The sequence below is a fragment of the Collinsella aerofaciens genome (genome assembly GCF_015670795.1).
Taxonomy (GTDB): Bacteria; Actinomycetota; Coriobacteriia; order Coriobacteriales; family Coriobacteriaceae; genus Collinsella; species Collinsella aerofaciens_Q.
On sequence record NZ_JADPCJ010000020.1, the window covers coordinates 1 to 26313 of the forward strand.

The 26313-nt window shown below is 59.9% G+C and carries 25 protein-coding genes; 9 read left to right on the forward strand and 16 right to left on the reverse strand.

What is annotated here, in order from left to right:
• Positions 1 to 452 precede the first annotated feature (452 nt).
• Positions 453 to 1772, reverse strand: a complete 1320-nt coding sequence (locus I4W09_RS06990) for an L-cysteine desulfidase family protein (RefSeq protein WP_196033155.1) — start codon at positions 1770 to 1772, stop codon at positions 453 to 455.
• Positions 1773 to 2044: 272 nt separating this feature from the next.
• Between I4W09_RS06990 and rpiB the strand changes: the two genes are divergently transcribed.
• Positions 2045 to 2512: a ribose 5-phosphate isomerase B gene (gene rpiB, locus I4W09_RS06995; RefSeq protein WP_006234151.1), complete on the forward strand. Its 468-nt coding sequence runs from the start codon at positions 2045 to 2047 to the stop codon at positions 2510 to 2512.
• 151 nt (positions 2513 to 2663) lie between these two features.
• Here rpiB and ndk read toward each other — a convergent pair whose 3' ends face one another.
• The 4 genes from ndk to I4W09_RS07015 all read right to left on the reverse strand — a co-directional run bounded on the left by ndk (position 2664) and on the right by I4W09_RS07015 (position 6631).
• Complete coding sequence (gene ndk / locus I4W09_RS07000; protein ID WP_006234152.1) at positions 2664 to 3068, reverse strand: nucleoside-diphosphate kinase; 405 nt, start codon at positions 3066 to 3068, stop codon at positions 2664 to 2666.
• A gap of 383 nt (positions 3069 to 3451) precedes the next feature.
• Positions 3452 to 4882, reverse strand: coding sequence for an argininosuccinate lyase (argH, locus tag I4W09_RS07005; RefSeq protein WP_196033158.1), 1431 nt, complete (start codon positions 4880 to 4882; stop codon positions 3452 to 3454).
• Positions 4883 to 5000: 118 nt separating this feature from the next.
• On the reverse strand, positions 5001 to 5171 hold the full coding sequence (locus I4W09_RS07010; RefSeq protein WP_196033161.1) for a hypothetical protein: 171 nt from the start codon (positions 5169 to 5171) through the stop codon (positions 5001 to 5003).
• Between the two features lie 233 nt (positions 5172 to 5404).
• On the reverse strand, positions 5405 to 6631 hold the full coding sequence (locus tag I4W09_RS07015; protein WP_035138001.1) for an argininosuccinate synthase: 1227 nt from the start codon (positions 6629 to 6631) through the stop codon (positions 5405 to 5407).
• 553 nt (positions 6632 to 7184) lie between these two features.
• On the opposite strand from I4W09_RS07015, the gene I4W09_RS07020 reads away from it, so the two are divergent.
• Positions 7185 to 8012: a Cof-type HAD-IIB family hydrolase gene (locus tag I4W09_RS07020; RefSeq protein WP_196033164.1), complete on the forward strand. Its 828-nt coding sequence runs from the start codon at positions 7185 to 7187 to the stop codon at positions 8010 to 8012.
• Positions 8013 to 8286: 274 nt separating this feature from the next.
• Here I4W09_RS07020 and polA read toward each other — a convergent pair whose 3' ends face one another.
• Positions 8287 to 11034: a DNA polymerase I gene (gene polA, locus I4W09_RS07025; RefSeq protein ID WP_196033167.1), complete on the reverse strand. Its 2748-nt coding sequence runs from the start codon at positions 11032 to 11034 to the stop codon at positions 8287 to 8289.
• 166 nt (positions 11035 to 11200) lie between these two features.
• Between polA and I4W09_RS07030 the strand changes: the two genes are divergently transcribed.
• Positions 11201 to 12598, forward strand: coding sequence for an aminopeptidase (locus I4W09_RS07030; protein ID WP_196033171.1), 1398 nt, complete (start codon positions 11201 to 11203; stop codon positions 12596 to 12598).
• 100 nt (positions 12599 to 12698) lie between these two features.
• Complete coding sequence (locus tag I4W09_RS07035; RefSeq protein WP_195521824.1) at positions 12699 to 13508, forward strand: YaaA family protein; 810 nt, start codon at positions 12699 to 12701, stop codon at positions 13506 to 13508.
• A 23-nt stretch (positions 13509 to 13531) separates the two neighbouring features.
• Here the strand turns inward: I4W09_RS07035 and I4W09_RS07040 are convergent, their stop codons facing one another.
• A complete protein-coding gene (locus I4W09_RS07040) occupies positions 13532 to 14047 on the reverse strand; it encodes a hypothetical protein (protein WP_196033174.1) in 516 nt (171 codons plus the stop codon).
• Between the two features lie 171 nt (positions 14048 to 14218).
• On the opposite strand from I4W09_RS07040, the gene thiC reads away from it, so the two are divergent.
• Positions 14219 to 15553: a phosphomethylpyrimidine synthase ThiC gene (gene thiC, locus I4W09_RS07045; RefSeq protein ID WP_196033176.1), complete on the forward strand. Its 1335-nt coding sequence runs from the start codon at positions 14219 to 14221 to the stop codon at positions 15551 to 15553.
• Between the two features lie 181 nt (positions 15554 to 15734).
• On the forward strand, positions 15735 to 16565 hold the full coding sequence (gene thiD / locus I4W09_RS07050; protein WP_117786658.1) for a bifunctional hydroxymethylpyrimidine kinase/phosphomethylpyrimidine kinase: 831 nt from the start codon (positions 15735 to 15737) through the stop codon (positions 16563 to 16565).
• A 60-nt stretch (positions 16566 to 16625) separates the two neighbouring features.
• On the opposite strand, the gene I4W09_RS07055 is transcribed toward thiD, so the two are convergent.
• The 4 genes from I4W09_RS07055 to I4W09_RS07070 all read right to left on the reverse strand — a co-directional run bounded on the left by I4W09_RS07055 (position 16626) and on the right by I4W09_RS07070 (position 19736).
• Positions 16626 to 17285: an SGNH/GDSL hydrolase family protein gene (locus I4W09_RS07055; RefSeq protein ID WP_117843475.1), complete on the reverse strand. Its 660-nt coding sequence runs from the start codon at positions 17283 to 17285 to the stop codon at positions 16626 to 16628.
• A 78-nt stretch (positions 17286 to 17363) separates the two neighbouring features.
• Positions 17364 to 18485, reverse strand: coding sequence for a TIGR02452 family protein (locus I4W09_RS07060; RefSeq protein WP_006234233.1), 1122 nt, complete (start codon positions 18483 to 18485; stop codon positions 17364 to 17366).
• Positions 18486 to 18622: 137 nt separating this feature from the next.
• Positions 18623 to 19318 carry a Bax inhibitor-1 family protein gene (locus tag I4W09_RS07065; RefSeq protein WP_148332186.1) on the reverse strand — a complete coding sequence of 232 codons (696 nt, stop codon included), beginning with the start codon at positions 19316 to 19318 and terminating at the stop codon, positions 18623 to 18625.
• 79 nt (positions 19319 to 19397) lie between these two features.
• A complete protein-coding gene (locus tag I4W09_RS07070) occupies positions 19398 to 19736 on the reverse strand; it encodes a hypothetical protein (protein WP_055309824.1) in 339 nt (112 codons plus the stop codon).
• Between the two features lie 250 nt (positions 19737 to 19986).
• Between I4W09_RS07070 and I4W09_RS07075 the strand changes: the two genes are divergently transcribed.
• The 3 genes from I4W09_RS07075 (at position 19987) to I4W09_RS07085 (ending at position 22542) form a co-directional block, all read left to right on the forward strand.
• Positions 19987 to 21036, forward strand: coding sequence for an inorganic phosphate transporter (locus I4W09_RS07075; RefSeq protein ID WP_196033179.1), 1050 nt, complete (start codon positions 19987 to 19989; stop codon positions 21034 to 21036).
• Between the two features lie 67 nt (positions 21037 to 21103).
• On the forward strand, positions 21104 to 21727 hold the full coding sequence (locus I4W09_RS07080; protein WP_196033182.1) for a DUF47 domain-containing protein: 624 nt from the start codon (positions 21104 to 21106) through the stop codon (positions 21725 to 21727).
• Positions 21728 to 22011: 284 nt separating this feature from the next.
• Positions 22012 to 22542 (forward strand): nitroreductase family protein, encoded by a 531-nt coding sequence (locus I4W09_RS07085; RefSeq protein ID WP_196033185.1) that lies wholly within the window; start codon positions 22012 to 22014, stop codon positions 22540 to 22542.
• Between the two features lie 166 nt (positions 22543 to 22708).
• On the opposite strand, the gene I4W09_RS07090 is transcribed toward I4W09_RS07085, so the two are convergent.
• The 5 genes from I4W09_RS07090 to I4W09_RS07110 all read right to left on the reverse strand — a co-directional run bounded on the left by I4W09_RS07090 (position 22709) and on the right by I4W09_RS07110 (position 26245).
• Positions 22709 to 23383, reverse strand: a complete 675-nt coding sequence (locus tag I4W09_RS07090) for a DivIVA domain-containing protein (protein ID WP_022094499.1) — start codon at positions 23381 to 23383, stop codon at positions 22709 to 22711.
• A gap of 61 nt (positions 23384 to 23444) precedes the next feature.
• Positions 23445 to 23732 carry a YggT family protein gene (locus tag I4W09_RS07095; protein ID WP_040358293.1) on the reverse strand — a complete coding sequence of 96 codons (288 nt, stop codon included), beginning with the start codon at positions 23730 to 23732 and terminating at the stop codon, positions 23445 to 23447.
• A gap of 15 nt (positions 23733 to 23747) precedes the next feature.
• Positions 23748 to 24470 carry a cell division protein SepF gene (locus I4W09_RS07100; protein WP_055309820.1) on the reverse strand — a complete coding sequence of 241 codons (723 nt, stop codon included), beginning with the start codon at positions 24468 to 24470 and terminating at the stop codon, positions 23748 to 23750.
• 60 nt (positions 24471 to 24530) lie between these two features.
• Positions 24531 to 25268, reverse strand: a complete 738-nt coding sequence (locus tag I4W09_RS07105) for a YggS family pyridoxal phosphate-dependent enzyme (protein ID WP_196033188.1) — start codon at positions 25266 to 25268, stop codon at positions 24531 to 24533.
• Positions 25269 to 25387: 119 nt separating this feature from the next.
• Positions 25388 to 26245, reverse strand: coding sequence for a phosphate signaling complex PhoU family protein (locus I4W09_RS07110; protein ID WP_196033191.1), 858 nt, complete (start codon positions 26243 to 26245; stop codon positions 25388 to 25390).
• Between the last annotated feature and the right edge of the window lie 68 nt (positions 26246 to 26313).

The window sequence follows — 26313 nt, forward strand, 5'->3', positions numbered from 1 at the left end:
GGCGCGATGTGCCGGGAGGGCGCGGAATAGACATGGCCCCCGTCCCGGCGAGCCGGGCGGCCTTCGGGGATACCCCCTATTTCGCTGTGCGCGCGGAGCCCTCCGCATGCGCCTCGACAGACTTGGGGAACCCCGCCGAAGGAATGGAGTGCGGGCCGGCAGAACGGTATCCGCGGATATGAGACTGAGCCGAAGGCGTCGATGACATGCCGGGGGCGGACCGGGACGGGTTAACGGCAGGCCCCGCCGACCGATTGCAAGCGGTCGGCGGGGCCATTGTGGCTCTTGACAGCGGATTGGGTCATATGAGCGAAAGCCCGCCAGAGCGAGCAAGGTGCCTTGAAACAAGACGGCATTGACCTTCTGGTCATGCCGCCGAAGTTGAAAGGCAGATTGCCGCTCTGGCGGGCTTGCAGCGTCGGCTGGTTGCGCGGTTTGGTAAAACCGCGTAACTAACAAACCTGGGTTTTACCGATCATGATGTTGAGGATCTCGACGTCAGTATCTTTCATACCCACACGGCCCACGTAGCCCATGCTGGCGATTGTCTGCTCAACGGTATCCTGGATCAGGCCCTCGCCGGCGCGGAAGCCGCGACCCTGCATGGCCATATCATGGCCCAGAATCGCCGCATCGACGGCAGCCGAGATCTTGGCGGCGCAGCTCGCTTTGGCGCCGTCGCACACGATGCCGCCCACGTTACCGAGCGTATTCGAGACCGTCGCGCCAATCTGCTCGCGCGTGCCACCGCACAGCCAGGTAATCGCGGCGCCGGCGCCGCACGCGGCGCAAATAGCACCGCAAAACGCCGAGAGCGCACCAATATAGCTCTTGATATGCACGGCGATAAGATCGGACAGCATCACGGCGCGCACCAGGCGCTCGTGGTCGCAACGCAGGTACTCGGCATACTCCATGACGGGCAACGCGCAGGTAATACCTTGATTGCCCGAGCCGCACACAATGGCGACCGGCAGCGCGCAACCGTTCATGCGGGCGTCGGACCCGGCGGCTGCACGGGCACGGGCACGGCAGGCGACGTCATCGGCACGAGCACCCAGCAGCGTACGACCCACCTCGGCGCCCCAAGCGTGCGCAAGGCCCTCGGCACTGATTGCGCCATTCAGCTCAATCTGACGCTCAACGGCAGCGCGGGCGTCCTCAATGTCACCGTCCTCGATAAAGTCGATGATGGTCTCAATCGACATGGGCGTATCGGCGTTATCTGCCGCCCGCTCGGCCACGACGCGCTCGGCGCAGGCGGCACACTCCCCCGCCGACTTGCCGCACACCGGAATACCGTCGAGGGTATGGCACGTGACATTGGTGTGGTGGTCGGTAATCTCGACGACCGCGGTATGGCCCCCGGCCGTCGCAGTCACCTTGATGTAGAGGTTGGGCACACCCTCGACAAGCGACACATCGCAGTAGCCGGCGTCGGCGAGGAGCTCGGTCACGCGAGCACGATCTTCGTCGTCAACGCTCTCGAGCACCTCGAGAGCGCTCTTGGCGTCGCCGCCCACGGCACCCAGCACGGCCGCGGCTTCAATACCGTGCATACCGCCCGAGTTGGGCACGGTCACGCTCTTGACGTTCTTGATGATGTTGCCCGAGCATGCAACATCCATATGATCGGGTTCGCAACCGAGCGTCTGACTCGCCAGCGCCGCTGCATAGGCAACGGCAATGGGCTCGGTGCAGCCGAGTGCACGGACAAGCTCGCGGTTCAAAACATCGCAAAACGCGGCATCACGAAGGGAATCGGTAGGCATAGGTATCTCCTGCTTGCATAACGGGCTAGGCTCTCAAAAAATGTTAGCTCCTTTATTTGATAACAATGCATCAAAAACCGCAACCATGGTTCCGGCGGACGGCGCTCAAGCGCAAACTGACGACATTCATTCACGAGAAGCCAGTCTTGTTGCCTGCTAAAGCGTTTGACCAAAAAACGCTCGAGCGTTTACGCAAAAGTCGCGCTATCATGCAGTCGAACGCGGTAAACACCTTTAGCATTTGCGCCGCACAGACCAGAGAGGAACCATCCATGAAGATCGGTATCGGTAACGACCACGCCGCCGTCGAGCTCAAGAACATCATCTCCGAGCACCTGAAGGAGCGCGGCTGCGAGGTCGTGAACTTTGGCACCGACACCTCCGAGAGCTTTGACTACCCCATCGCCGGCTACAAGGTGGGTAAGGCCGTTGCCAACGGTGACGTCGACCTGGGCATCCTCATCTGTGGCACCGGTGTCGGGATTAGCCTGGCTGCCAACAAGGTCGAGGGCGTACGCGCCGTCGTGTGCTCCGAGCCCTTCAGCGCCAAGCTCTCCCGCATGCACAACAATACCAACGTGCTCGCCTTTGGCGCCCGCGTCGTGGGCTCCGAGCTCGCCAAGATGATTGTCGACGAGTGGCTCGACGCCGAGTTTGAGGGCGGTCGTCACGAGCGTCGCGTTAACCTCCTCAACGAGATCGACCACACGCGCGGCCTCAAGGTCGTCGACGAGGCCTAAACATCTCAGTGCCACAAGCTAACAGCAGGGGCCCGCTCGGAACTCATGACCGAACGGGCCCCTTCATAGATTTTGGAATAAAAGGGCGCCGCGGATGGAGTTCCGCGGCGCCCAAGCCACACGCTAACAGCTTTAAGGAGTCAAAGCTGGTTTAGCCAAAGAAGCGCTTGATCTCAATCTCGGCGTTCTCCAGGCAGTCGGAGCCGTGGATCACGTTGGCGTTGACATCGACGGCAAAGTCGCCGCGGATGGTACCAGGAGCAGCGTCAAGCGGATTAGTAGCGCCCATGAGGGTGCGCATCTTAGCAACAGCGGAGAGACCGGAAACGACCATCTTGACGACCGGACCGCTCGTCATAAAGTCACAGAGACCGCCAAAGAAGGGCTTGTCGGCCAGATGGGCGTAGTGCTCCTCGACGGTAGCGCGCTCGAGCGTGGTCATCTCCATGCGCTCGATGACAAGGCCGCTGCGCTCGATGCGAGCAACAATCTCGCCGATCTTGCGGTCGCGCACGGCGTCGGGCTTAATCATGATGAAGGTCTTCTCGATAGCCATAAGGTAGCCTTTCAAGTAGGTTCGCGCGTGCCCAAGTCCCATTCCGGCACCCGCCTGGACTGCATCGTAACAGAGTTTTAGCTGCAGTTAAACAAAAAGCTGTCTATTGAAACGCTACAATTTATTAAAGCGCTCCATATGTGTCACTTCTGTTTCGAAGCCCGATTAGAGTACCATCCGACTGCCCATCAACCGCATCGAACAGAGCAGACGGTCGGTTGCCGCCCGCGAACGTACCCCCTTCACAACCTGCCCAAAGGTCCTACAGAAGTTCTCGACAAGCCCCTCCCCCATAGCAACAAAATACGGACGCCCACATCAGCAGGCGCCCGTAAAGCGAAAACGATTTATCAATAAATGGCCAAAGCCGCTTAAGCCAAACCTTACTTTGCCCCGCGACCCATCTCGACGACCTTGGTCAGCGACCCAAACACGCCCTCGTCGGCCACGAGCTGCGCCTCGGCACGCTGCAGCTGCACGCCCACGGCGGCAGGGGCGGTACCGCCCTCGGTCGTGCGTGCGGCGACAATCGACGGGATATCGAGCGCCTCGGTAATATCGCGCTCAAAAAGCGGGCTTGCCTCCTGGAACACCTCAAACGGCAGATCCTCAAGATTGCAGCCGCGCTTCTCGCACATCAGGACCAGATGTCCCACCACGGCATGTGCCTCGCGGAACGGCAGACCACGCTTGGCCAGGTAATCGGCAACATCGGTAGCGGCAAGGTGCCCCACGCCGCACTCGCGCGCCATGGCATCCTCGTTGACGGTCCAAGTCGAAATCATTCCGGCCATAACGGACAGGCACTGCATGAGCGTATGGGCGGTATCGAGCGCGCCCTCCTTGTCCTCCTGCAAGTCCTTGTTATAGGCGAGCGGCAAGCCCTTCATGGTCACGAGTAGCTGCACCAGGTTGCCATAGACTCGGCCGCTCTTGCCGCGAATAAGCTCGGCAAAGTCGGGGTTCTTCTTCTGCGGCATGATAGACGAGCCGGTGGAGTAAGAGTCTGAAAGCGTGATAAAGCCAAATTCGGAGCTCGACCACAGCACGATCTCCTCGGAAAGACGCGACAGGTGCATGGCCATAACGGAGCCGGCGTAATGCAGGTCGAGCAGGAAATCACGGTCGGAAACTGCATCGAGCGAGTTGGGAATCACGCCCGCAAAGCCAAGTTCGGCAGCCGTCATCTGGCGATCCAGCGGATAGCTCGTACCGGCAAGCGCGGCAGCACCCAGTGGACAGTTGTCGGCGGCATCAAAGGCGGCCTTCAGGCGCGTAAAGTCACGCGCGAACATCCAGGAATATGCCAGCAGATGATGCGACAGCAGCACGGGCTGAGCGTGCTGCATATGCGTGTAGCCCGGCAGAATCACCTTGTCGTACTTCTTGGCCGCATCCACCAGCACATGGCGCAGCTCAAGATTGGCCTCCATGAGCTCCTTGGCAAGCGCCTTGACGCCCAGGCGCGTATCGGTCGCCACCTGGTCGTTGCGCGAACGCCCGGTATGCAAGCGCTTACCGGCCTCGCCGATGCGGCGCGTCAACTCGCTCTCGATGGACATATGAATGTCCTCGTCGTTGATATCGAAGGTGAAGTTGCCGGCATCGATATCCTGCTCGATTCCGGTCAGGCCCTCGGCAATCGCCTGCTCGTCCTCGACACTGATGATGCCCTGGGCGGCCAACATCTTGGCATGCGCCTTAGAGCCGGCGATATCCTGCTTATAGAGATGCTTGTCGACCGGCAACGACGCACCAAACTCCTGCGTGACCTCGGCCACACCCGCCTCAAAACGACCGCCCCAAAGAGCCATGGAATCGTCCCCTTTCATCAAATACCAAACGAAGCGCCCAATGAAATGCGCCATGTCGATAAAGCGATTTTTCAACCGCTAGTTTTGCATATTCCCTAACGTGCGCGAGGCCATATAGCTAATTTGCAAAGAAGTGACGCACCATGCACCTGGCACCCAACGTCCCCCTCCGAATGTTGCCCTGCGAACCGTCAATCCAAGCCTTCAGGCTCATAGGGACGTCCTCGACCTTTGCAGCATCGAGCTCGGGCGCGAGGGCAAGTAAAGCATGCACGACAGCATTGAACATAATGGATACTCCTCATATATATAGGCGCAGAGCCGCCAAATTGATAGAAGGAGCCCCGCCGGACAACCCCGGCGGGGCTCGGACTCAGCCGCAGTCGCGGCGTCATATATGCGGGCGGAACGTAGGGGCCACCGATGTTAAGAAGTGTCAGCAAGCATAACGAAAGGTAGGGACCCCATGCGCCCGTTATGTATCACGCGGATGGGCCGCGCGGATACCAAGGAAAGGAAGACTTAAGCCTGGGCAGCGGCAGAGCTGGGACCCTGGACCTTGGCCCACGTCTTGAGCGACAGCGTATCGATCTCGATAAAGCCGGCGCTGGCCTTCTCGTCAAACGTGGTGTCACGGTCGTAGGTAGCCAGACCGTAGTCATACAGGCTAAACGGGCTCTTGCGGCCGACGACATGGCAGTTGCCCTTAAAGAACTTCAGGCGGACGGTGCCGGTCACGAACTTCTGGGTGTCGGCCATAAAGGCGTCGAGCGCGTTCTTGAGCGGGCTGTACCACTGGCCGTTGTACACGGCGGTGGCCCAATCCTGCTCGAGTTTGATCTTGGTCTTGAGCAGGTCGCCCTCGACGCAGATGTCCTCGAGTGCCTTGTGGGCGGTGATGAGCGTCAGGGCGCCGGGAACCTCGTAGCACTCGCGGCTCTTGAGGCCCACCAGACGATCCTCGACCAGGTCGAGACGGCCAAAGCCGTTGTCGCCGGAAATCTTGTTGAGGGCGATGACGATCTCGGAGAGCTTCATCTTCTTGCCGTCGACGGCGACGGGCTTGCCCGCCTCAAACTCAATCTCAGTGTAAGTCGGGGTATCGGGCGTGTCCTCGGGATTCTTGGTCATAACCCAGGCGTCGTCGAGCGGCTCGTTCCAGGGATCCTCCAGGTGGCCGCACTCAATGGCACGACCCCACAGGTTGTCGTCGATGGAATAGGGGTTGTCGTTGGCACCCTCGGGAACCGGCACATTGTGAGCGTGAGCATAGGCGACCTCGTCGGGACGGCACTTCAGATCCCACTCGCGAACCGGGGCGATAACCTTGAGCTCGGGGTCGAGGGCCTTGACGGCAGCCTCAAAACGAACCTGGTCGTTACCCTTGCCGGTGCAGCCGTGGGCGACGTAGGTCGCGCCAAACTCGTGAGCGACCTCGACAAGCTTCTTGGCGAGCAGCGGGCGAGAAAGGGCGGAGAGCAGCGGGTACTTGTTCTCGTACATGGAGTTTGCGGCGATGGCCTTAGTCAGGAACTCATCGGAGAACTCGTCGCGCAGGTCGAGTACCTGGCAATCGAGAACGCCCAGGTCAAGCGCCTTCTGCTTCTTGGCGTCCAGGCCGGTCTCCTCCTGGCCCACATTGCCGCAGACACAAACGACATCGAGATTCTTCTCGTCCTGGAGCCACTTGACACATACGGATGTATCAAGACCACCGGAATATGCGAGAACGACTTTTTCCTTGCTCATGGCTGTTTCCTTTCGCCCTTGGTAGCTAGTTAGAACATCGGTCAGTTGCAAGTCATTTCGAGGTCAAAAACCGTGCAATATCAGGTTAAATAGCAAAAAGCAGCACAACATGCCCTAGAAACATGCGTCTATGTCGTGCTAAAACCCAACGACCTCAAAATGACTCTGTTGAGGCAATTCGCCCCATGCGGACAGAGACGATTGTTATCGTCGTCGGGAAATTGCGCGCTGGCGTCGGATGGCATTGTCTGCAGTAGTGATGATCTTTACGAACTGCATCTGCCTCTCCTTTCACCTATCGCCGGGCGCAATTCAAATATCGTAAACGGTACCTTTTCCTCGGTAAGCGGCTCTTTTGCCGTCTCCGTTTTCGATGGTCGCTATATTACGCTAAAGTGCCCGCAGCACAAGCGACAAATTCAAATTTCTGAAAAGTTTTTTCATTACTTTGTGAAGCGTGGTGCAAATACGCTCCGTTCCTGCGAAAATACGCCTGACTACGAGTTGATGGTTATAACATCTGAAACAATTTCGAAACGAAAGGCTCGCTTTTATGCAAACTTACGAATCGGACGCCAATATCGGAAACATTAAGCTCATCGCCGTCGACATGGACAAAACGCTGCTGACCGACGAGCGCGTGTTGCCGCAGGGTCTTGATGAGCGCTTGGACAAGCTCGCCGACGCCGGCATCGTATTCTGCCCCGCTAGCGGACGTCCAGCCCCCAAGCTCGAGGAGATGTTCGAGGACATCAAGAACCGCCTCGCCTTTTGTCCCGACAACGGAGCGTGCGTAATCTATCGCGGCAGTTATATCTATAAGAGCAATATCGACGTGGAGCTGTACCAGCAGGTCTTGAGCCGTGCCTCGGAGGACCCGCGCGCCGTTCCCGTCCTGTGCTGCTTCGACGAGTTCTACGTGCTTGCCCGCGACCATCAGTACCACGACGAGATCAGCGTCTACTACAACACAATCAACTACGTCGACAGCTTTGAGGGCATTGATTTCGAGTCCAACAAGATTTCGGTCTTCTTCCCCGGCTACGACGCCGAGCCCGCTTTCCGCGAGACCTATAGCCCCGAGTTCTCGGGCAAGCTCTACGTCACCAACGCCGGGCGCGAGTGGATCGACTTTATGAACCTGGGTGTCGACAAGGGCGCCGGCGTCGCGCATCTGTGCGAGCACCTGGGCATCGATATTGCCGACGCCGCCGCCGTGGGTGATACGTACAACGACATCCCCATGCTGGAGCGCGTCGGTCACAGCTTTATCGTAGACAATGCCGAGGAGCACATGAACGCGCACGCCAAGTGGCGCATTCCGAGCAACAACGACGGGGGCGTACTGACGCTCATCGACGCCATCTTGGCGGCTTGTTAACGTGGCTCGTCGGACCTGGCCGGGCGAGGCGGGTAAGTTTTTCGCTCGGTCAGGTCCTGGGCTCGCTCGGAAAGCACATTAAGTGCTTTCCGGCTCGTGCGGAATCTACGAAAAACTTACCCGCCTCGCCCGGCCAGGTCCTTGGGTGACTTGCTCGCCGTCTGGGTGGCGTCTTGGCGCCTAGATACTTGGCTGATTTTTTGGAATGAAGGGGGCTCCTTGTTGGCAAGGAGCCCCCTTCTGGTTTGGTTACTTTAGGGTTGTGGGCACTTCCCTATTTGGCGTCGGCCCAGGTTATGCCGGTGCTGGCTTCGGCGATTAGGGGGACGCGGAGGTCTACTACGTGCTCCATGACGTCACGGACCATGGCGGTGAGGCGCTCGACTTCGTCGATGGGGCACTCAAAGTCCAGTTCGTCGTGTACCTGCAGGATCATGTGGGCGGCAAAGCCCTCTTCTTCCAGGTGGCGGCTTACGCGGGCCATGGCGATCTTGATGATGTCGGCCGCGGTGCCCTGCATGGGGTGGTTCATGGCCGTGCGCTCACCAAAGCCGCGGAGTTGCGGGTTTTTGGCCTTGAGCTCGGGAATATGGCGTCTGCGGCCATACATGGTCTCGGCATAGCCCGTCTGCTTGGCGCGCGCCACCACATTGTCGAGGAACGTGCGCACGCCCGGGTAGGCCTCGTAGTAGCGGTCGATCATGTCGCGCGCCTCGGCCATCGAGATATGCAGCGACTGCGACAGACCGTAGGCCTGCTGGCCGTACACGATGCCAAAGTTCACGGCCTTGGCGCGGCTGCGCAGGTCGGGCGTTACCTCGGACACCGGCACGCCAAATACGCGCGCGGCCGTCTCGGCATGGAAGTCCTCGCCCTCGTTAAAGGCACGTACCAGATGTTCATCACCCGAAAGATGCGCGAGCAGGCGCAGCTCGATCTGCGAGTAGTCCACCGCCAAAAAGACGCTGCCCTCACCCGCCGAGAACGCCGTCTTGACGGTACGCCCCAGCTCCGAGCGCGTCGGAATGTTTTGCAGATTGGGGTCGCTTGAAGACAGACGCCCCGTCGCGGTGATGGTCTGGTTGTACGTGGTGTGCACACGACCGTCGCCACGACGCAGCGGACCTAGCGTGTCCAGATAGGTCGACTTAATCTTGGACTTCTCACGCCAGTCCAAAATCAGGCGCACGATCTCGTGATCGCGGGCAAGATCGCTCAACACCTTGGCGTTGGTCGAATAGTAACCGCGCTTGGTCTTCTTGAGGCCCTTGGTCGGAAGCCCCATCACATCAAAGAGTACGTGCGACAGCTGCATGGGACTGCCAATATTAAAGGTCTCGTCACCCGCCAGGTCGCGGATGCTGCGCTCGACCTCGGTAATCTGGGTCGCCAGGCCCTCGGACAGATTGCGCAGGCGGTCGGGATCCACGAGCATGCCCGCGCGCTCCATCTTGGCAAGCACCGGCACGAGCGGCATCTCGATGCCGTCGAACACGTTGGTGGCGTTCTCACGGGCCATGCGGTCGCGCAGCGGTGCGACCAGCGCCAGCGTTAAGGCCGCCGTGCGAGCGGCGGGCGCGGGGGCGTCCTCGCCGGCACCCTCTGCACCGCGCGCCGCAGGCAGCGCCATCTGCAGATAGGTATCGGCCAGATACGCCTCATCGAACTCGGAGCGGTCGGAATCCAGCAGGTAGGCGGCAACCACGGTATCGAAGATGCGCGTGGAATCGACTGCCAGCGGGTCCATAAGCTCGGGCTCAGAAGAATCGATGGGCGAAAGCTCGTGCAACAGCGCCTTCATATCCGGGCTCGCCACGCGACCCTCCATAAACAGACGCGCGAGCACGCCGGCAATCACGCCGTGGACGAAGTTGAAGCCCTCAACCTCAGCCGCCGCACAGCAGTCGCCCTCCTCGAGCGCGAACAGGCCCTTGGACGTCGCCAGCCACAGCGTGCGCGTCAGTCCAAAGAGCGCGCCCTCTTCCTTGTCGTCGTCCACCACGGCGGCGACCCACTCGCCGGCATCAATCGCGCGGGAGACCTCAGCCGCAACGGCACCAAGCGCGTCAGCATCGCCGGCGGCTGAGCGAACCATAGCAGGTATCTCAAACACACTGGAGGCAGCAGCCCCGCCCTCGCCGCCGATCAGCGCCAAGAAACGGTTCTGCATGGCGGTGATACCAAGCGTACCCAGCGCCGCGGAAACCTCATCGGCAGAAAACGCCGGGAAGGACGTCGCCTCAAAGTCGAGCTCGACGGGCGCATCGGTGCGAATTGTCGCAACCTTGCGGCTCAGTAGTGCGTCATCGATGTGTGCACGCAGGTTCTCGCCCATCTTGCCCTTGACCTCGTCGGCATGCGCGATGACTTCGTCCAGGCTACCGTACTTCGCAATGAGCGCACTCGCCTTTTTGGGGCCGATGCCCGGTACGCCGGGGATGTTATCCGACGTGTCGCCCTTCAGACCGTAAAAATCGGGCACAAGCGCCGGCGTAATGCCGTGATACAGGTCATCCACGCTCTCGGGCGTCATAATCGCTACGTCGGAAAGGCCCTTACGGGTCGAGACCACGTTGACGTGCTCGGTAACAAGCTGATACATGTCGCGATCACCGGTCACCAGCAGCATGTCACAGCCGGCCTGCTCGCCCAAGCGCGCCATGGTTCCCAGGATATCGTCGCCTTCCCAGCCCTCGGACTGCAGAATCGGCACGTTGAGCGCACCGAGCAGCTCCTTAATCATAGGGAACTGCGCATGCAGATCGGGGTCCATGGGCGGGCGTTGCGCCTTATACTGCGGCAGCATCTCCATGCGCACGCGCGGCTTACCCTTGTCAAACGCCACGACCACACCGTCGGGGTTAAAGGCATCAATCATCTTAAGAAACATGTTCAGAAAGCCAAAGATCGCGTTGGTGGGGCGACCGTCCGGCGCGTTCATGGTCGGCGGCACGGCGTGAAAGGCGCGGTGCATGAGCGAGTTGCCGTCGATAACGGCAAAAGTGCGGCGCTTGTCAGACATATTAAATACCTCGCTTTGGGCTGGGCACGGTTTGCTCACTCCAGTTTACACGCTCCCCGCCCCGCGGCCACCTCACATCAAGCTCCCCCGCCACCGTGAGCCCGCGCGTGATACGATGGCTCACGGTACATCAACCAGCACGATCGATCCGAAAGGAGCCTGCGTCATGGAGCGTCCCTGCGCATGGAAAAAGTACACGCCACAGCAAGTCGAGGAGCTCGAGGAGCTTTGCCGCGGCTATAAGCAGTTTTTGAGCGAGAACAAGACCGAGCGCCTGTGCGTCAAGACCGGCATCAAGATGGCCGAGGAGGCGGGATACGTCGACCTGGAGACCGTGATCGCCGAAGGCCGCGAGCTCAAGGCAGGCGACAAGGTGTACGCCGCCAATCACGGCAAGGACCTCATGCTCGTCAACCTGGGCAACGCCCCGCTCGAGCAGGGCTTTAACATCCTGGGCGCCCACGTGGACTCGCCGCGCCTAGACCTTAAGCAGAACCCCGCCTTCGAGGCCGGCGACATGGCTTATCTCGACACGCACTACTACGGCGGCGTCAAGAGCTACCACTGGGTGGCCTCCCCGCTCGCACTCGTGGGCGTCATCTGCAAAAAGGACGGTACCACCGTCGACATCAATATCGGCGACAAGGCCGACGACCCGGTCTTTACCATCTCCGACCTGCTGATCCATCTCTCGAGTGAGCAGATGTCTAAGCCTGCCAAGGACGCCGTCGACGCCGAGATCCTCGACGTGATCGTGGGCGGCCGTCCCGTCAAGTTCGATGAGGACGACAAGGACGCCCCCAAGGAGCCCGTCAAGCAAATGTTTCTGGACATCCTTAAGGAGCAGTACGACGTCGAGGAGGAGGACTTCCTCTCCGCCGAGATCGAGGTCGTGCCCGCCGGCCCCGCCCGCGACATGGGCCTCGACCGCTCCATGATCTTGGGCTATGGCCACGACGACCGCGTCTGCGCCTACCCCTCTATGCTCGCCCAGATCAACGTCACCAACGTGGAGCGCACGAGCATCACGCTCATCGTCGACAAAGAGGAGATTGGTTCCGTGGGTGCCACCGGCATGACGAGCCGCTTCTTCGAGAACACCGTCGCCGAGATCATGACGCTCGCCGGCGAGGGTAGCCCGCTGGCCCTGCGCCGCGCGCTCGCCCGCAGCCGCATGCTCTCCTCTGACGTGTCCGCCGGCTTCGACCCGGGCTATGCCGCCAAGTTCGAGACCAAGAACGCCGCCTTTATGGGTCGCGGCCTGTGCTTTAACAAGTACACGGGCAGCCGCGGCAAGGGCGGCTCCAACGACGCCGATGCCGAGTATGTGGCCCTCGTCCGCGACATCATGGACAAGGCAGGCGTGGATTTCCAGACCTGTGAGCTCGGCCGCGTCAACGCAGGTGGCGGCGGCACCATCGCCTACATCATGGCCAAGTACGGCATGAATGTCATCGACTCCGGCGTTGCCGTTCTGTCCATGCACGCCCTATGGGAGGTCGCCAACAAGGCCGATATCTACGAGGCCTACCGCGGCTACAAGGCCTTCCTCGAGCGCGCCTAACCAGCCCTTCATAACTTGCGGTGAAATGCGGACTAAACTGGCCCATAAACGGCCAAAACAGACCGTATTCCACCGCAACTTTTTTGGCAGAGGAGAGTCTATGCTTCAAGTCATCATTTCGCCCGCCAAGCAAATGCGCGCGGCCCAAGATGCTTTTGAAGTCCTGGGCATTCCACCCTTTGTGCACGAGACGGCTCGCCTCCACCGGGCACTGCTAGATATCGAGCGGAATGAAGGCAGCGGCGGCCTGCAGGCGCTGTGGAACGTAAGTGACAGGCTGCTTACAGCGTGCCTGGATACGCTTCACGAATTTATGCCCGTCCTGAGCGATGCCGACCTCGCCGATCCCGATATCGCGCGTCGAATCTCCCCCGCCGTCATGTCCTATCACGGCATCCAATACCAAAGCATGGCGCCCGAGGTCATGGATGCCGCACAGCTCGACTGGCTGCAAAACCATCTCTGGATCCTCTCGGGACTCTACGGATGCGTACGCCCCTTCCATGCCGTTGAACCGTATCGGCTGGAGATGGGCGCGAAGCTTGTCGTCGACGGTGCCCGAGACCTCTACGCATTTTGGGGCGACAAGCTCGCACGGACTATCGCTCCGGCAGGCTCCAACGCTACGATCGTCAACCTCGCCAGCGCGGAATACGCCAAAGCTGTTCTCACCCGCCTCACCACCGATGCCACGGTCGTCACATGTCTCTTTGGCGAAGGCATCCGCAACGGGAAGCCCATCCAACGGTCGACCGCCAGCAAAAAGGCGCGCGGCTCCATGGTGCGGTGGATGGCAGAAAACAAGCTCAAGGATGCAAGCGAACTTACCGCATTCAACATCGGCTATCGGCACATCCCCGAGCTTTCAGACAAAAACACCCTGGTTTTCATGAACGCACAGGCACAATAGGCCCGCCGTTTCCAAACACCCCATTACTCCGCCAAGCCATCGGCCTTTGCAATCTCGCTCGTCGAGCCATCTTGGTAGGTAATCTTAACGTGCTCCACCTCGGATACCGCAGCGCCCGCCGAGGGCTCCAAGCGCCATTCCGTCAGCGCAATGTCCATGGTCGTGGGCACGTCCCCTTGATCTTTGAGCTTCACCGTCAGCGTTTTGAGCGTCGCATCAAACGTCACGCATTCGATTTCTTCGCCCGGAATAGACCCGCCGCTCAGCTGCAGCTGCACAAACTCGTCGCGCGGATACCAATAGTCCCCCGGCGCGGCAACGGTATTGCCGCCCGCGACCCTCACCGTCATTATCGGCAGGGCATCGTCGGCCTCAAACTCCCAGGCAGCGCCGCCGCGACCGCCAAACGTCCAAATACAAAAGGCAATCACCAGCACGGCAAGCACCGCAAAGCCAATCGCGACAAGGCCATGGTGCGCACGGCTTTCCTCGGCCGATACATCCCATTGCGTCTCTCGATATAGATGCTTGTCTTCCATGTTCGCCTCCCCACAGGCACGCTCGTTGGCCCAATCGTACCCATTCAGGCTATACTTGAGCCCACCACATAAACGGGGAGCTTGCAGGACAAGACGGCAGGCTGAGACTGGGCGCGCCCGCCCTGACCCGCAAACCTGATATGGGTAATGCCAACGAAGGGAGCCGTGCCAATGAGCACACAGACCGAGCCCAAGCTCGTCACGCAAATCGACTTCGCCCGCGCCGGGCAGATCACACCGCAGATGAAGGAAGTCGCCGAGCGCGAGCATCGCGACCCCGAGTACATCCGCGAGCGCGTGGCCGACGGCCGCATCGCCATTCCCGCCAACATCGTGCACATCAAAAAGGGCATGCGCGCCTTTGGCGTCGGTGAGGGCCTGTCCACCAAGGTCAACGTGAACCTGGGTATCTCGGGCGACAAGGCCGATGCCGCCGAGGAATGGAAGAAGGTCAAGATCGCCGAGGACTTTGGCGCCGACGCCATCATGGACCTCTCCAACTCGGGCAAGACGCGCCAGTTCCGACAGCAGCTCATCGACGAGACGCCGCTCATGGTAGGCACCGTCCCCATGTACGACGCCATCGGCTACATGGAAAAGCCGCTGGTCAAGCTGACCAAGAACGATCTGCTCGAGGTCGTGCGTGCACACGCCGAAGACGGCGTGGACTTTATGACCATCCACTGCGGCATCAATAAATCGGTCATCAAGACCTTCAAGGAGACCGGCCGCCTCATGAACATCGTCAGCCGCGGCGGCTCGCTGCTGTTTGGCTGGATGGAAGTCACCGGTAACGAGAACCCCTTCTACGAGTTCTACGACGAGGTGCTCGAAATCTGCCACGAGTACGACGTGACGATTTCGCTCGGCGACTCCTGCCGCCCGGGCTGCCTCTACGACTCCAACGACGCCACCGAGACCGCCGAGATGATCGAGCTGGGCAAGCTATGCAAGCGTGCTTGGGCCGCCGGCGTCCAGGTCATGGTCGAGGGCCCGGGTCACATGGCGCTCGACGAGATCGCCGCCAACATGAAACTGCAGAAGCGCCTGTGCCACAATGCTCCGTTCTATGTGCTCGGACCGCTGGTGACCGATATCGGCGTGGGTTACGACCACATCACCGCTGCCATCGGCGGCGCCATCTCCGCCAGCTCCGGTGCCGACTTCCTGTGCTACGTGACACCGGCAGAGCACCTATGCCTGCCCAACGCCCAGGATGTGCTCGACGGCCTCATGGCCACCAAGATCGCCGCACACGCCGCCGACATCGCCAAAAAGGTGCCCCACGCCCGCGACATGGACGACAAGATGGGCCAGGCACGCCGCAAGCTCGACTGGGACGCCATGTGGGAGTGCGCGCTCGACCCGGTTACGGGCAAGAAGCGCTACGAGGAGTCCCCCGCCGCCACCGAGGGCACTTGCACCATGTGTGGCAAGATGTGCGCCGTCCGCACCGTCAACAAGATCTTCGAGGGCACCACGATCGACCTCGGCATGGAGGACTAACCTGTCGCCGCGGCCGCTTCTGTCGGCGAGCTGGTGCCTGTCAATTGTTGACGTGTGAACATTTGCTTGCATTTGCGTAAAGATTGCATCGCCCGCCCGGGTTCGACATAGAGTCGGCCCGGGCATCATTATAATGCTGGCTTATAGACCCATTTGATTCCGACCGAACAGGGGAGCGAACATGGATCGCAGTAAGGTACCTGCCGTTCTATCCATCGCAGGATCCGATTCCAGCGGTGGCGCCGGCATTCAGGCCGACATCAAGACCATCACGGCGCACCGCCTGTATGCCGAGACGGCCATCACCGCCATCACCGCACAGAACACCCTGGGCGTCACCGCCGTGCAGAACATCTCCCCGGATATTGTCGCGGCGCAGATCGATGCCGTTTTTGACGATATCCGCCCCAACGCCGTCAAGATTGGCATGGTTTCCTCTGCCGAGATTATCGATGTTATCGCCGACCGCCTGAGCGCTTGGAACGCGACAAACGTGGTAGTCGACCCCGTCATGGTAGCCACCTCGGGCGCACGGCTGATTGCCGAAGATGCCGCCGAGGCGCTCACCCGCCGCCTGTTCCCGCTAGCGACGGTTATCACGCCCAATATTCCCGAGGCCATGGCCCTGCTCGACTACGAGGTCGACTCCGAGCGCACGCAGCAAAATGCTGCCATGCTCCTCACCCGCCGCTTTGGTTGCGCATCCCTCGTTAAGGGCGGGCATCTTGTCAACGAGGCCAACGATGTACTGGCCGAACCCGCGCCACTCGATGACGAGGGCAACCATCTTGGAGATCCACTCACCACGTGGTTCCGCCACAAGCGCATCGAGACCGACAACACACACGGCACCGGCTGCACACTCTCGTCCGCCATCGCCTGCGCGCTGGCCCAGGGCATGGATCTTGCCGACGCTGTCAACGCCGGCAAGGCATACCTAACGGGCGCTCTGGCCGCCGGCTTTGACATGGGCAAAGGCTCCGGCCCCGTCAACCACATGTGGCAGTATTAAGATTCGCAGCCTAAGCCACCGCAAAGGCGCCCGCCCCCTTTGCGGTGGTTTGGGGTCGCGCTACTCTCCGAGCATCTCTTGGAGCTTGGCTGCCACGGCGTGACCCAGGCTCTCATGGCTTTCGGGCATCATATGCAGATAGTCGATATCGCCCGGCTCGGCAAAGTCGGCGGCATTCAAAAAGTCGCAGCCAAACTGCTCAGCCACATGCGCGTAGTACTCACCAAAATGTTCCGAGGCTTCTACGGAATGCTCGTCAAAATCGGTCATATATACGTCGGCGATCTGCGGCTTAATCTTGATAGGCGCCATCAGCAGAATGCGCGGACAAGGCGCAGCGTCGGTCCACGGAAACGCGCGGACGGCGCGAATCAGCGCCATGGCGCCACGGGCGATATCGGAAGCTGTCACGTTAAAGACCGTCTTACAGTCGTTGGTGCCCAGCATGATCACAATGGCGTCCAGCGGCTTATGGGCCTCGAGCAGCATCGGAAGTGCGCGGATGCCGTTAAGATTGGTGTCCAGATGGCACATGTCGTCGCGTACCGTCGTGCGGCCGTTGAGGCCTTCTTCAATTACATGCCAGCCCTCGCCTAAGTCACGTTGGGCCACGCCGCACCAGCGCACATCCTGCGCATAGCGCACCGCGGTGCCGTCGCGCATGCCCGCCGGATCGTAACCATAGGTGTTGCTGTCGCCAAAGCATAGAACGTTTTTCATCGTAAGCCCCTCGCTCAGTAAAAAGCCGACGGAAGCAGCCTCTCCCGCCGGCTCGACCTATCTGTCAGCACGTACCGATTACAGGTACTTGCGCCAATCGTCCTCGTCCTCATCATCCTCGGTAGCAGCCTGGGTCTGCTCGGCGGCGCGAGCTGCCGCAGCGCGAGCGGCAACCTGGGCATAGGACTCCTCGTTGCGCTCGGGGAAGTTTGCCAGCACGTGCTCGAACTTGGCAAAATCCTCATCCCAGCGCGTAGAAGGCACGGCAAAGAAGACTTGCTTGACCTTAAAGTCGCCCGACGCGAGCTCCTTGCGGAAGAGCTCGGCCACGGCCTCTGCGTCAAAGCCGTTGTTGTCGCAGCCCCAAGCGCCCAGCACGAGCTTCTCGCGACCTAGCTCGTCGCAGATGGCAAGCACAAAGCGAATGCGGTCGCGCAGGGCGTCCAGCAGAGCATCGTCGCTCACGCGATACTCCTGGCGGGCGCGCTTAACGTTGGGCGCGGCGGCCACGATCACGTCGGCGTATGCATGCACGTGGTTGCGGTCGAAGCGCACCGCAGGCACCACCAGCGCACGGTTGCGGTAAAGCTCGCAGTTGATGTTGCGGCGACGGTTCTCGCCGTACCATTTGCGCTGCTTATCGAGAACGTTGTACAGATACGAATCGGCGCACAGCGTGGCCTCCTGGCCCAGATAGCCCTGGATGTAGCCACCGCCCGGGTTGGTGAACGAGGCAAAGGCGAGCACGGCCATGTCGCAGAACTGCGCATAGCCACGACCGTTGTCCAGGATGGCCTGCGTGGCGGAGGCATCGAGCACGGTGACCTCAGGCAGAACCGGAGCGGGCTCCTCAGCAGGCGCGGACTCAGCTTCGGCGATTTCCTCGGCAGGCTCAGGCGCTGCCTCGGTCTCGGGCGCCGTCTCGGTCTCGGCAGCCTCCGCGCCCTCGACGTCCTCGGCAACCTGTTCTTCGGCGGCCACAGCACTCTGAACCTTGGCCTTCATCGCCGCGACAAAACCGGCAGGCATACCATCGAACTCGCACACGCCGGCAAGCGAACGCTCGATATCCTTGGCGCACGCTTCGGACACAGTTGCCACGTGACGCTCGGCGGCCTTGGCACGGGCCTCGCGCTTGGGATTGGGCTGACCCGCTCGGTTGGACCTGCGGTTACGGTTCCTGTTGTCGACGTCTGCCATAAGTGGTCACCTTTCCTGTCGCTGCCGCTATCGGCTTTTCCCATCCATGATACCCCGCCGAGTACAAAAAAGACGGCCCCGAAGGACCGCCTTTCGCATCGATTTACACGCACGGCAAGCACCGCCGCAATTCGCCACTAGTCGCGACGGCCAAGGATGTTCAGGATGCGCAGGAACACGTTGATAATGTCCACGAACAGATTGGACGCCATGAGCACGGCGTTGGGCAGCGTAGGCGGCACCGTCGTGGCAACATAGGTGTCGTAGCCAATAAAGCCGGCGAACACCACGATTACGATCAGATCGGTGATGGTCTGCGAGACGCCCATGAACATCAGCACGATCTCAACCAGAATAGTGGCGAGCAGAATGCCAAAACCGATGCCATATACGCGCTGGAAAAACTTGGGGAACGTCACGCCCAAGGCGCCAAAGACAAAGGTGATGGCGGCCGTGGCGATAAAGGCAGTGTTGATGGTGGGCAGGTCGTAGTTGGCAAGGCCAAACGACGCGGTCAGGCCAAAGGTGCTCGCAAAGATTACGTAGCCCACAAGGGACAGGCCCACGGACTGCTTACTGGCGGCGGCCGACATCATGACCATGCCGACGATGGTCAAAATAAACGAGCCAAAGACCAGTGGCAGGGCGGCGCCGCTCATCATCATGCGGGCAAACGCCATGGTGCTCGTAAAGTAAGCACCAGCGCCCATGGCACAAAAGCCCAAGAAGATGAGGGCAGACATGGCAAGATTATACGCACGCGGCGACATCTCCTTGGCACGGCTTGCGCCGGTTTCGATGGGGCCGTTCTGATAGCCCTGAATATCGTTCATAATTTCGTCCTTTCAAAAGCGCCGCGACAGCGCAGTAGCTGACAAGATTCCTGTCATTGTACCCGAATGCCGTACGTCCTTACCTACGGCGCTCGCCCTCGAGCGTGCGATCAAAGGCCCAGACCCACCAACGCATCACGTGTGCCTGCGAGCCGTCCGCCCGCTCGCGCGTCTGGTCCTCCAGATACAACTCGGTCGCGTGCCCGCCAAAACGCACCTTATAGGTCGCCGTACGAACACCGTGAACCGTTAAGCCAAAGCCCGTGGACGAGACAATCTCGTCAATCGTAAAGCAGCGACCGTCGACCCAGCAGACGGTAACCGGCACGACTTGTCCGCCCGCGAGGATGCGAGCCACGACGTCCACATACTGCTTGTGTACGCGCCGAGTTTTGCCGTCTGTCTGTCGATATTCCATGCCTCCTATTATCGAACGCATGTTTGCATGTTGTAAAGCGAACAGACTGTGGTTTTGGAGTGTCGTAGTAATCGCACGTGTCCGCATGGCGTGTTAGCAAAAAGAACACCCGCGGTCAACAGGGCTAATATTCAATTTTAGTGCCAAAAAGTTCACTTCTCCCATCAGAACTCGGTAAAGAGACCCGCAGGAGGTGATACGATTTATCATGTTTTTGTAACGTGTCTGCAAACTTCGAGAAAGCCCATATATGGACGTAACGTTCTCAACCTTCCTCGGCCAAATTGTGTCGAACCCAGTCCTTGCCGTCACCGTGATCCTCGCGTTGGGCGCCATCTTCGTCAATGGATGGACCGACGCGCCCAACGCCATCGCGACCTGCGTCACTACGCGTTGCATGCCCGCCCGCGCCGCCATTCTCATGAGCGCCGCATTCAACTTCCTCGGTGTGCTCATCATGACGCACTTTAACGCGAGCGTCGCCAACACCATCTCACATATCGTCGACTTTGGCGGAAACAGCACCATGGCGCTCGCCTGCCTATGCGCGGCGCTGTTCTCCATCGTCGTCTACGGCGCCACAGCGTCGCGTTTTGGCATCCCCACCTCGCAAAGCCACAGCCTTATCGCCGGCCTGACCGGTGCCGCCATCGCCCTCGGCGGTGCGAGCAGCGTCAACGTCCACGAGTGGATGAAGGTCATCTACGGCCTGGCGCTCTCCATCGGCCTGGGCTTTGTCATGGGCTGGGTCCTGTGCAAGCTCGTCTCGATTCTTTTCGTCGCCGCCAACAGGCGACGTGCCAATGTCTTCTTTAAATACGCTCAGATCGCGAGCGCTGCGGCCATGAGCTTTATGCACGGCGCGCAGGATGGACAGAAGTTCATCGGCGTGCTCTTTTTAGGCGTGGCCTTCGCAAACGGCCAGACCAGCGTCGGCGATGCCGGCATCCCCATCTGGATTATGTTGCTGTGCTCGGCCACCATGGGTATCGGCACCAGCGTCGGCGGCGAGCGCATCATAAAGTCCGTCGGCCAGAGCATGGTTAAGCTCGAGAAGTATCAGGGCTTCTCCGCCGACCTCGCGGGCGCCGCGAACCTGCTGCTTGCCACCCTTACCGGCATCCCCGTGTCCTCCACACACATCAAGACCTGCGCCATCATGGGCGTCGGTGCCGTCAAGCGCCTCTCGGCCATCAACTTCGGCGTCGTTAAGGACATGATGTTCACCTGGTTCTTCACCTTCCCCGCCTGCGGACTCATCAGCTTTGTCATGGCCAAGCTGTTCATGATGTTCCTCTAGTCAAACCGAACGTCCATCTGGACCGCAACACTTCGCCCACCCGTCTTCGCCTCGAAAGGACCCACCCATGGCTAAGAAACCCGATTCGTTCTACTTTGACAACTACGTCGCCTGCGCCGACCTCGCCGTCCAGGCCGCCGAGCTGCTTACCCAGATTTTTGAGAACTTCGATCCCGCGCAGATTCACGACATGCTCAATAAGATGCATGCGATTGAGCATGCGGCAGACAAGAAGCACCACGAGCTCGAAGACGCCCTGCTCACCGCCTTTATCACCCCGCTCGAGCGCGAGGATCTGGATCTGATGAGCTGCGCGCTCGACACCGTGCTCGACCGTATTGAGGGCGTCGTGCAGCGCGTCTACTTCACCAACATTCAGAGCATCCATCTCGACGCCATCGTCATCGCCCACAAGGTGACTGACGCCTGCCGCGCCATGAAAGACCTGATGGTCGAGCTTCCCAACTACCGCAAGTCCAAAACGCTGCGCGAGCTGGTCATCCAGATCAACACCATCGAGTCCGAGGCCGACGAGCTCTACATCAACGCCATGCGCAACCTGCACGTTAACGGCAAGGATCCGCTCGAGGTCATCGCTTGGCGTGACGTCTACGCCTTCCTGGAGTACTGCGCCGACTGCTGCGAGAATGTGGCCGATGTTGTGGATTCGATTGTCATGAAGAACAGTTAATTGGGGGTACGTGTCCCACCGGTCGCGGGCCCGACCACTCATAACCTTTTTCACTCCGGCTGCAAGCAGAGTCGTTCAAAAGGTTATGAGTGGTCGGGCCCGCTCCCTTATGTACCACCATTGGGAACCTTGGCTGATAGTTAGAATGCGATGGGGACTTGGCCGATGCGACCTTTTATGCCCGATTGGATACTTTGGGGCGGTGATGGGCGTTTGGCTGGATGGGGCTCTGGGTACCTTTTGTTTTACTTTGGATTGATTTGCTGACTTTGGAGGGTTTGGTTATGGGATATTTGGATCTGGCCCGTTCTCGTTATTCTTGTCGTGAATTTGAAGCTCGGGCTGTTGAGCAGGCTGTGGTGGATGCCATTGTTGAGACTGGGCGTATTGCTCCTTCTGCTTGCAATAATCATCCAACCCGTGTGATGGTGTTGGATACGCCTGAGCTTCTGGAGAAGGCTGCTGCTTGTCAGCCTCGGTTTGCTCGTGATGGATCTATCTTTGGCGCTCACCTCATCTTCCTTATTTGTAGCGTTACCGAAGACGCTTGGGTGCGCCCGTATGACCAGATGAATTCCAGTGAAATCGATACGTCCATAGTGTGCGATCAGATGATGATGGAGGCCACCGAGCAGGGCCTGGGAACGTGCTGGGTATGCCATTTTAAGCCCGAGGTGGCACAGGAGCAGTTCAACCTGCCCAAAGGCGTTTATCCCTATCACATGCTCGTCTGCGGATATCCTGCCGACCACATCGCCGATCCCGAGCATCGCGAGGCCCGTAACATTCCCCTCTCCGGCTTCCTCCTCAAGTAGATTTTGGGACATGCCCTAAAACCTATCCTTGACCGCTCACCGGTTCGCCGAGTTCTGCGCCACTATGTGCAGGGCTCGGTTTTTTATGTTGCGCGCCCCGGTACAGTCATAAAAAAGGACCCGCAAGCTGCGGGTCCTTTCTAGGCACTAAATTGTAGGCCGAATGTTAGTCCAGGTCGTCGGCAGCAAAGTTGTCGATCGGGGCGAAGGGATCGGCCACGGGGACAACCGGGTCAGCGACGGGCAGCGGCTCGGCGGGAACAGTCACTGCAGGAGAAGCGGCAGAACCGACCGGCGTGGAGGCCATCAGATCGGCCGGGAAGGAATTCTGGGCATCGTCCATGAAGTGCTGGATGAGCTTGAGATACTCTGCCTTGAACTCCTCACGGGAAGCCTTGAGACGATCGATCTCCTCGAGCTCGGCCTGCTTCTCGGTCAGAGCCTGGCGGATAACCTCGCGGGCCTTGGCGTCAGCCTCGTTGCGGATACGCTCAGCGTTCTCGTTGGCATCGTTGACGATGGTCTCAGCGGTCTGCTGGGCAGCGATCAGGGCAGCGGAAATCTGGCGCTCCTGAGCGGAGAAGTCAGGGGCGGGAGCAGCCACGGGGGCGGCAGGAACGGCCTGGGCGGGGGCATCCTGAGCCTGGGCAAGCTGAGCCTGCGCATCGGCAAGCTGCTGCTCGGTAGCAGTCAGACGGCCCTTAAGGTCGACGATCTTAGCGAGCATAGCGTCAACCTCAGAGGACAGCGTCTCCAAGAAGACGTCGACCTCAGCAGGATCGTAGCCACGCTTGGCCTCAGAGAAAGTCTGAGCCTGGATGTCTGCAGGGGTAATAGCCATAACAAGTCTCCTTTTTCATCGCCTCGGCGCTACACGCCCGACGTAAGTTACTAAGTCAGTTCTACACGAGTATACCTATAAGAAGCTGCAGAACCAGCCTCTGCACCAACTGCAACGCAATAATCGCAACGACCGGCGAAAAATCGATACCGCCCATCGGCGGGATGAAACGACGGAACAGGTTAAGCCACGGACCGCACACGCTATCAAGCACCGCGGCAATATCCTGAAGCAAACCACCCTGCTTCATGGGAATCCACGTCATAAAGCAGTAGACGACAATAAGCGTGGAATAGAAGTTGAACAGCGTGTTGACCAGCTGGACGATAGTGTAGATGTTGATGGGAATCTCCTCGTCTTGTCTTTACTTAAGGTAGCCGTCGGCACGAAGCTTCTTGAGATCGGAATCTTTGACCTCGCAACCGGCGGGCAGCACCATGAACACGCGGTCGCCCACCTCCTTGACCGTGGCACCCAGACCGCAGGCAAAGCCGTAAGAGAAGTCCAAGACGCGCTTGGCAACTTCGGTGCGTACGCCCACAAAAATCAGTGCGACAGGCTGCTTGGTGCGAACGCGGCGCACCACGGTCTCCACGTCGTCATAGCTCTCGGGGCGCAGGACATAGGCCGGCAGCTGCGGTGTGGCGTTGATGATATTGCTCGCATAGGCCGAGGCATCGCTCGGTGCAGGCGCGGGCGCAGCGACGGCACGGGCGCGGGTGTTCTCGGCGTAGCTCGACGGCGTGTCATAGGCACCAGGACGATAACCGCTCGCAACACTGTCCTGCGAGCGCGAAGGCGGGTTATACGTCGTAGCATGGCGGGAGTCATCGCCGACCAGCTGACCGGAGCGCGTATACACGGCAACCGACTCAGCTTCACCGCGGCGCGTCTGACCAAGCAGGCCGTTGCTCGGCTCGTCTTGGGTGTAGAAGCCCTCGCCCGAAGCACCGCTGTAGCCGTTGCCCTGATAACTATCGTCATAGCCGTCATCGTAGCCGTAGTCGTCGTCCTGGCCATAACCCTGGTCGTAACCCTGCTGGCCGCCCAGGTGCATCTTATTTTTAATCTCGTCAAGGAAGCCCATGGTTGTGTCCTCTCGCGGTTTAGTGCAGGCGCCCCGATAATCAGTGCGCACTTCAGAGCCTTATTTTACTGCAAACTCCGGGCTAAATACTACCCTGCCCAGGCGAACGAGCGTAGAGCCCTCCTCAAGGGCAGGCTCAAAGTCCTCGCTCATGCCGCAGGAAAGCTCAGGCAGGTTCAAATCGGGATGCGCCGCCTCCAGCTCATCCCTCAGCTCACGAAGCCCCGCAAAGGTGCGGCGTGCCACATCCTTATTCCCCCGGGGCGCCATAGTCATAAGCCCCTGTACGCAAATTCCCTCAAGTTCCGCAAGCTCACCCACGGCGACGCGAATCTCATCGGGCGAAAAGCCTCCCTTCGACTCCTCACCACTCACATTGACCTCAATGAGCACACGCTGGGGGCCGGCGAGCTCGCCTGCCTCAATCTTGCGGACAGCACGGCTCGAGATCGCCTGCGCCAGATGCAGCGAACCCACCGAGTGGATCAGCTCGGCTGAGCCCAGCACCGCATTGATCTTATTGGTCTGCAGGTTGCCGATCATATCGAAGCGCACCTCGGGCAGCTCCGGATGCTCCGCCAAACCTGTGAGCTTGCGAACCAGCTCCTGCGGGCGATTCTCGGCAAAATGGCGATACCCCGCCTGGATGGCGGCAACGGTCTCATCGACACCAACGGTCTTGGACACGGCAATGAGGCGCGCGGCGTCGTGGGGACGGCCTGCGCGATCGAGCGCCGCATAAAAACGTTCCAGAATCTGCTCGCGGCGAGCGCGCATCAAGTCCAAATAGTTATCCATTGCCAATCGCCTCCGCTGACAGCCAAACAAGTAGTCCCATGCTAACGCAAGAGCGCGGCCCCGCATGTGCAAGGCCGCGCTCACTTAGGTATTTACAATCTTTCGACGAACGGAATTACTTACTCCTCGTCGTCCTCGCCATCGTCCTCGTCCTCAAGATGATCGAGCAGGTAGCGAAGACCCTCGCTGACCTCGTTAGCGGGCACCTTGGCAACGTAGTGAGCGTCGACGGCGGGCCTCATGATGACACCCTCGCCCGAAGGCACGCGCATGCTCTCGAGCTCATCCTCGTCTGTACGGGCGATATCACCGGCATTCATGCGCTGACCAGTCAACAGGAAGGTCAGACGGCAGGCGGCATCGATGGAAATCGAAGCGATGCGATCGAGGTAGCGCGAAACCATGATGGCGCGGCGCAGGTCGTCATAGTTGCTGTCGTCGTCCATAAAGTCGCCCGTATCCATACGGTTGAAAGTGCGGAAGAACTTCTCGTAGGCGGCGTGCACTGGCTCGTCCTCGACGGCCAAGTTGCAGATGATGGACATGTCGTTGGTGACGAGCGCGGAAAGCGAAGAGCCCAGCACCTGGTAGACGGCCTCAGCCTCGGCCTCGACCGTGCCGACAAGCTCCTTGGGCAGCGAGATGTCGGCCTTGATCATATGACGCGTGGCGCGGCAAATCTGGCGAACCTTATCGGTCATGTGCTGCAGGTTAAAGTCGACGTAGATGATCGTCTGCAGCAAGCGGAAGTCGGAGGCGACCGGTGACTGCGTGGCAATCAGGTTGTAGCAGACGGCCTCCAGGTTGGCGCAGCGTGCGTCAACCGAAAGCGTGCGCTTCTTGGTCTTGGTGGCGAGCTTGCGGTCGTCGGTCACATAGGCCTTCACGGCATCGTGGAGGGCCAGATCGACGGCCTCGTAGATGCTCAGCATCTCGTGACGGGCCTCGATGAGCTGACGGGAAAACAGTTTGCGCATGGTTCACTCCAATCAGTTGGGTGCGGTCATGCCGCCCGCACAGTGAATACACACCGGACCAGGTCCGA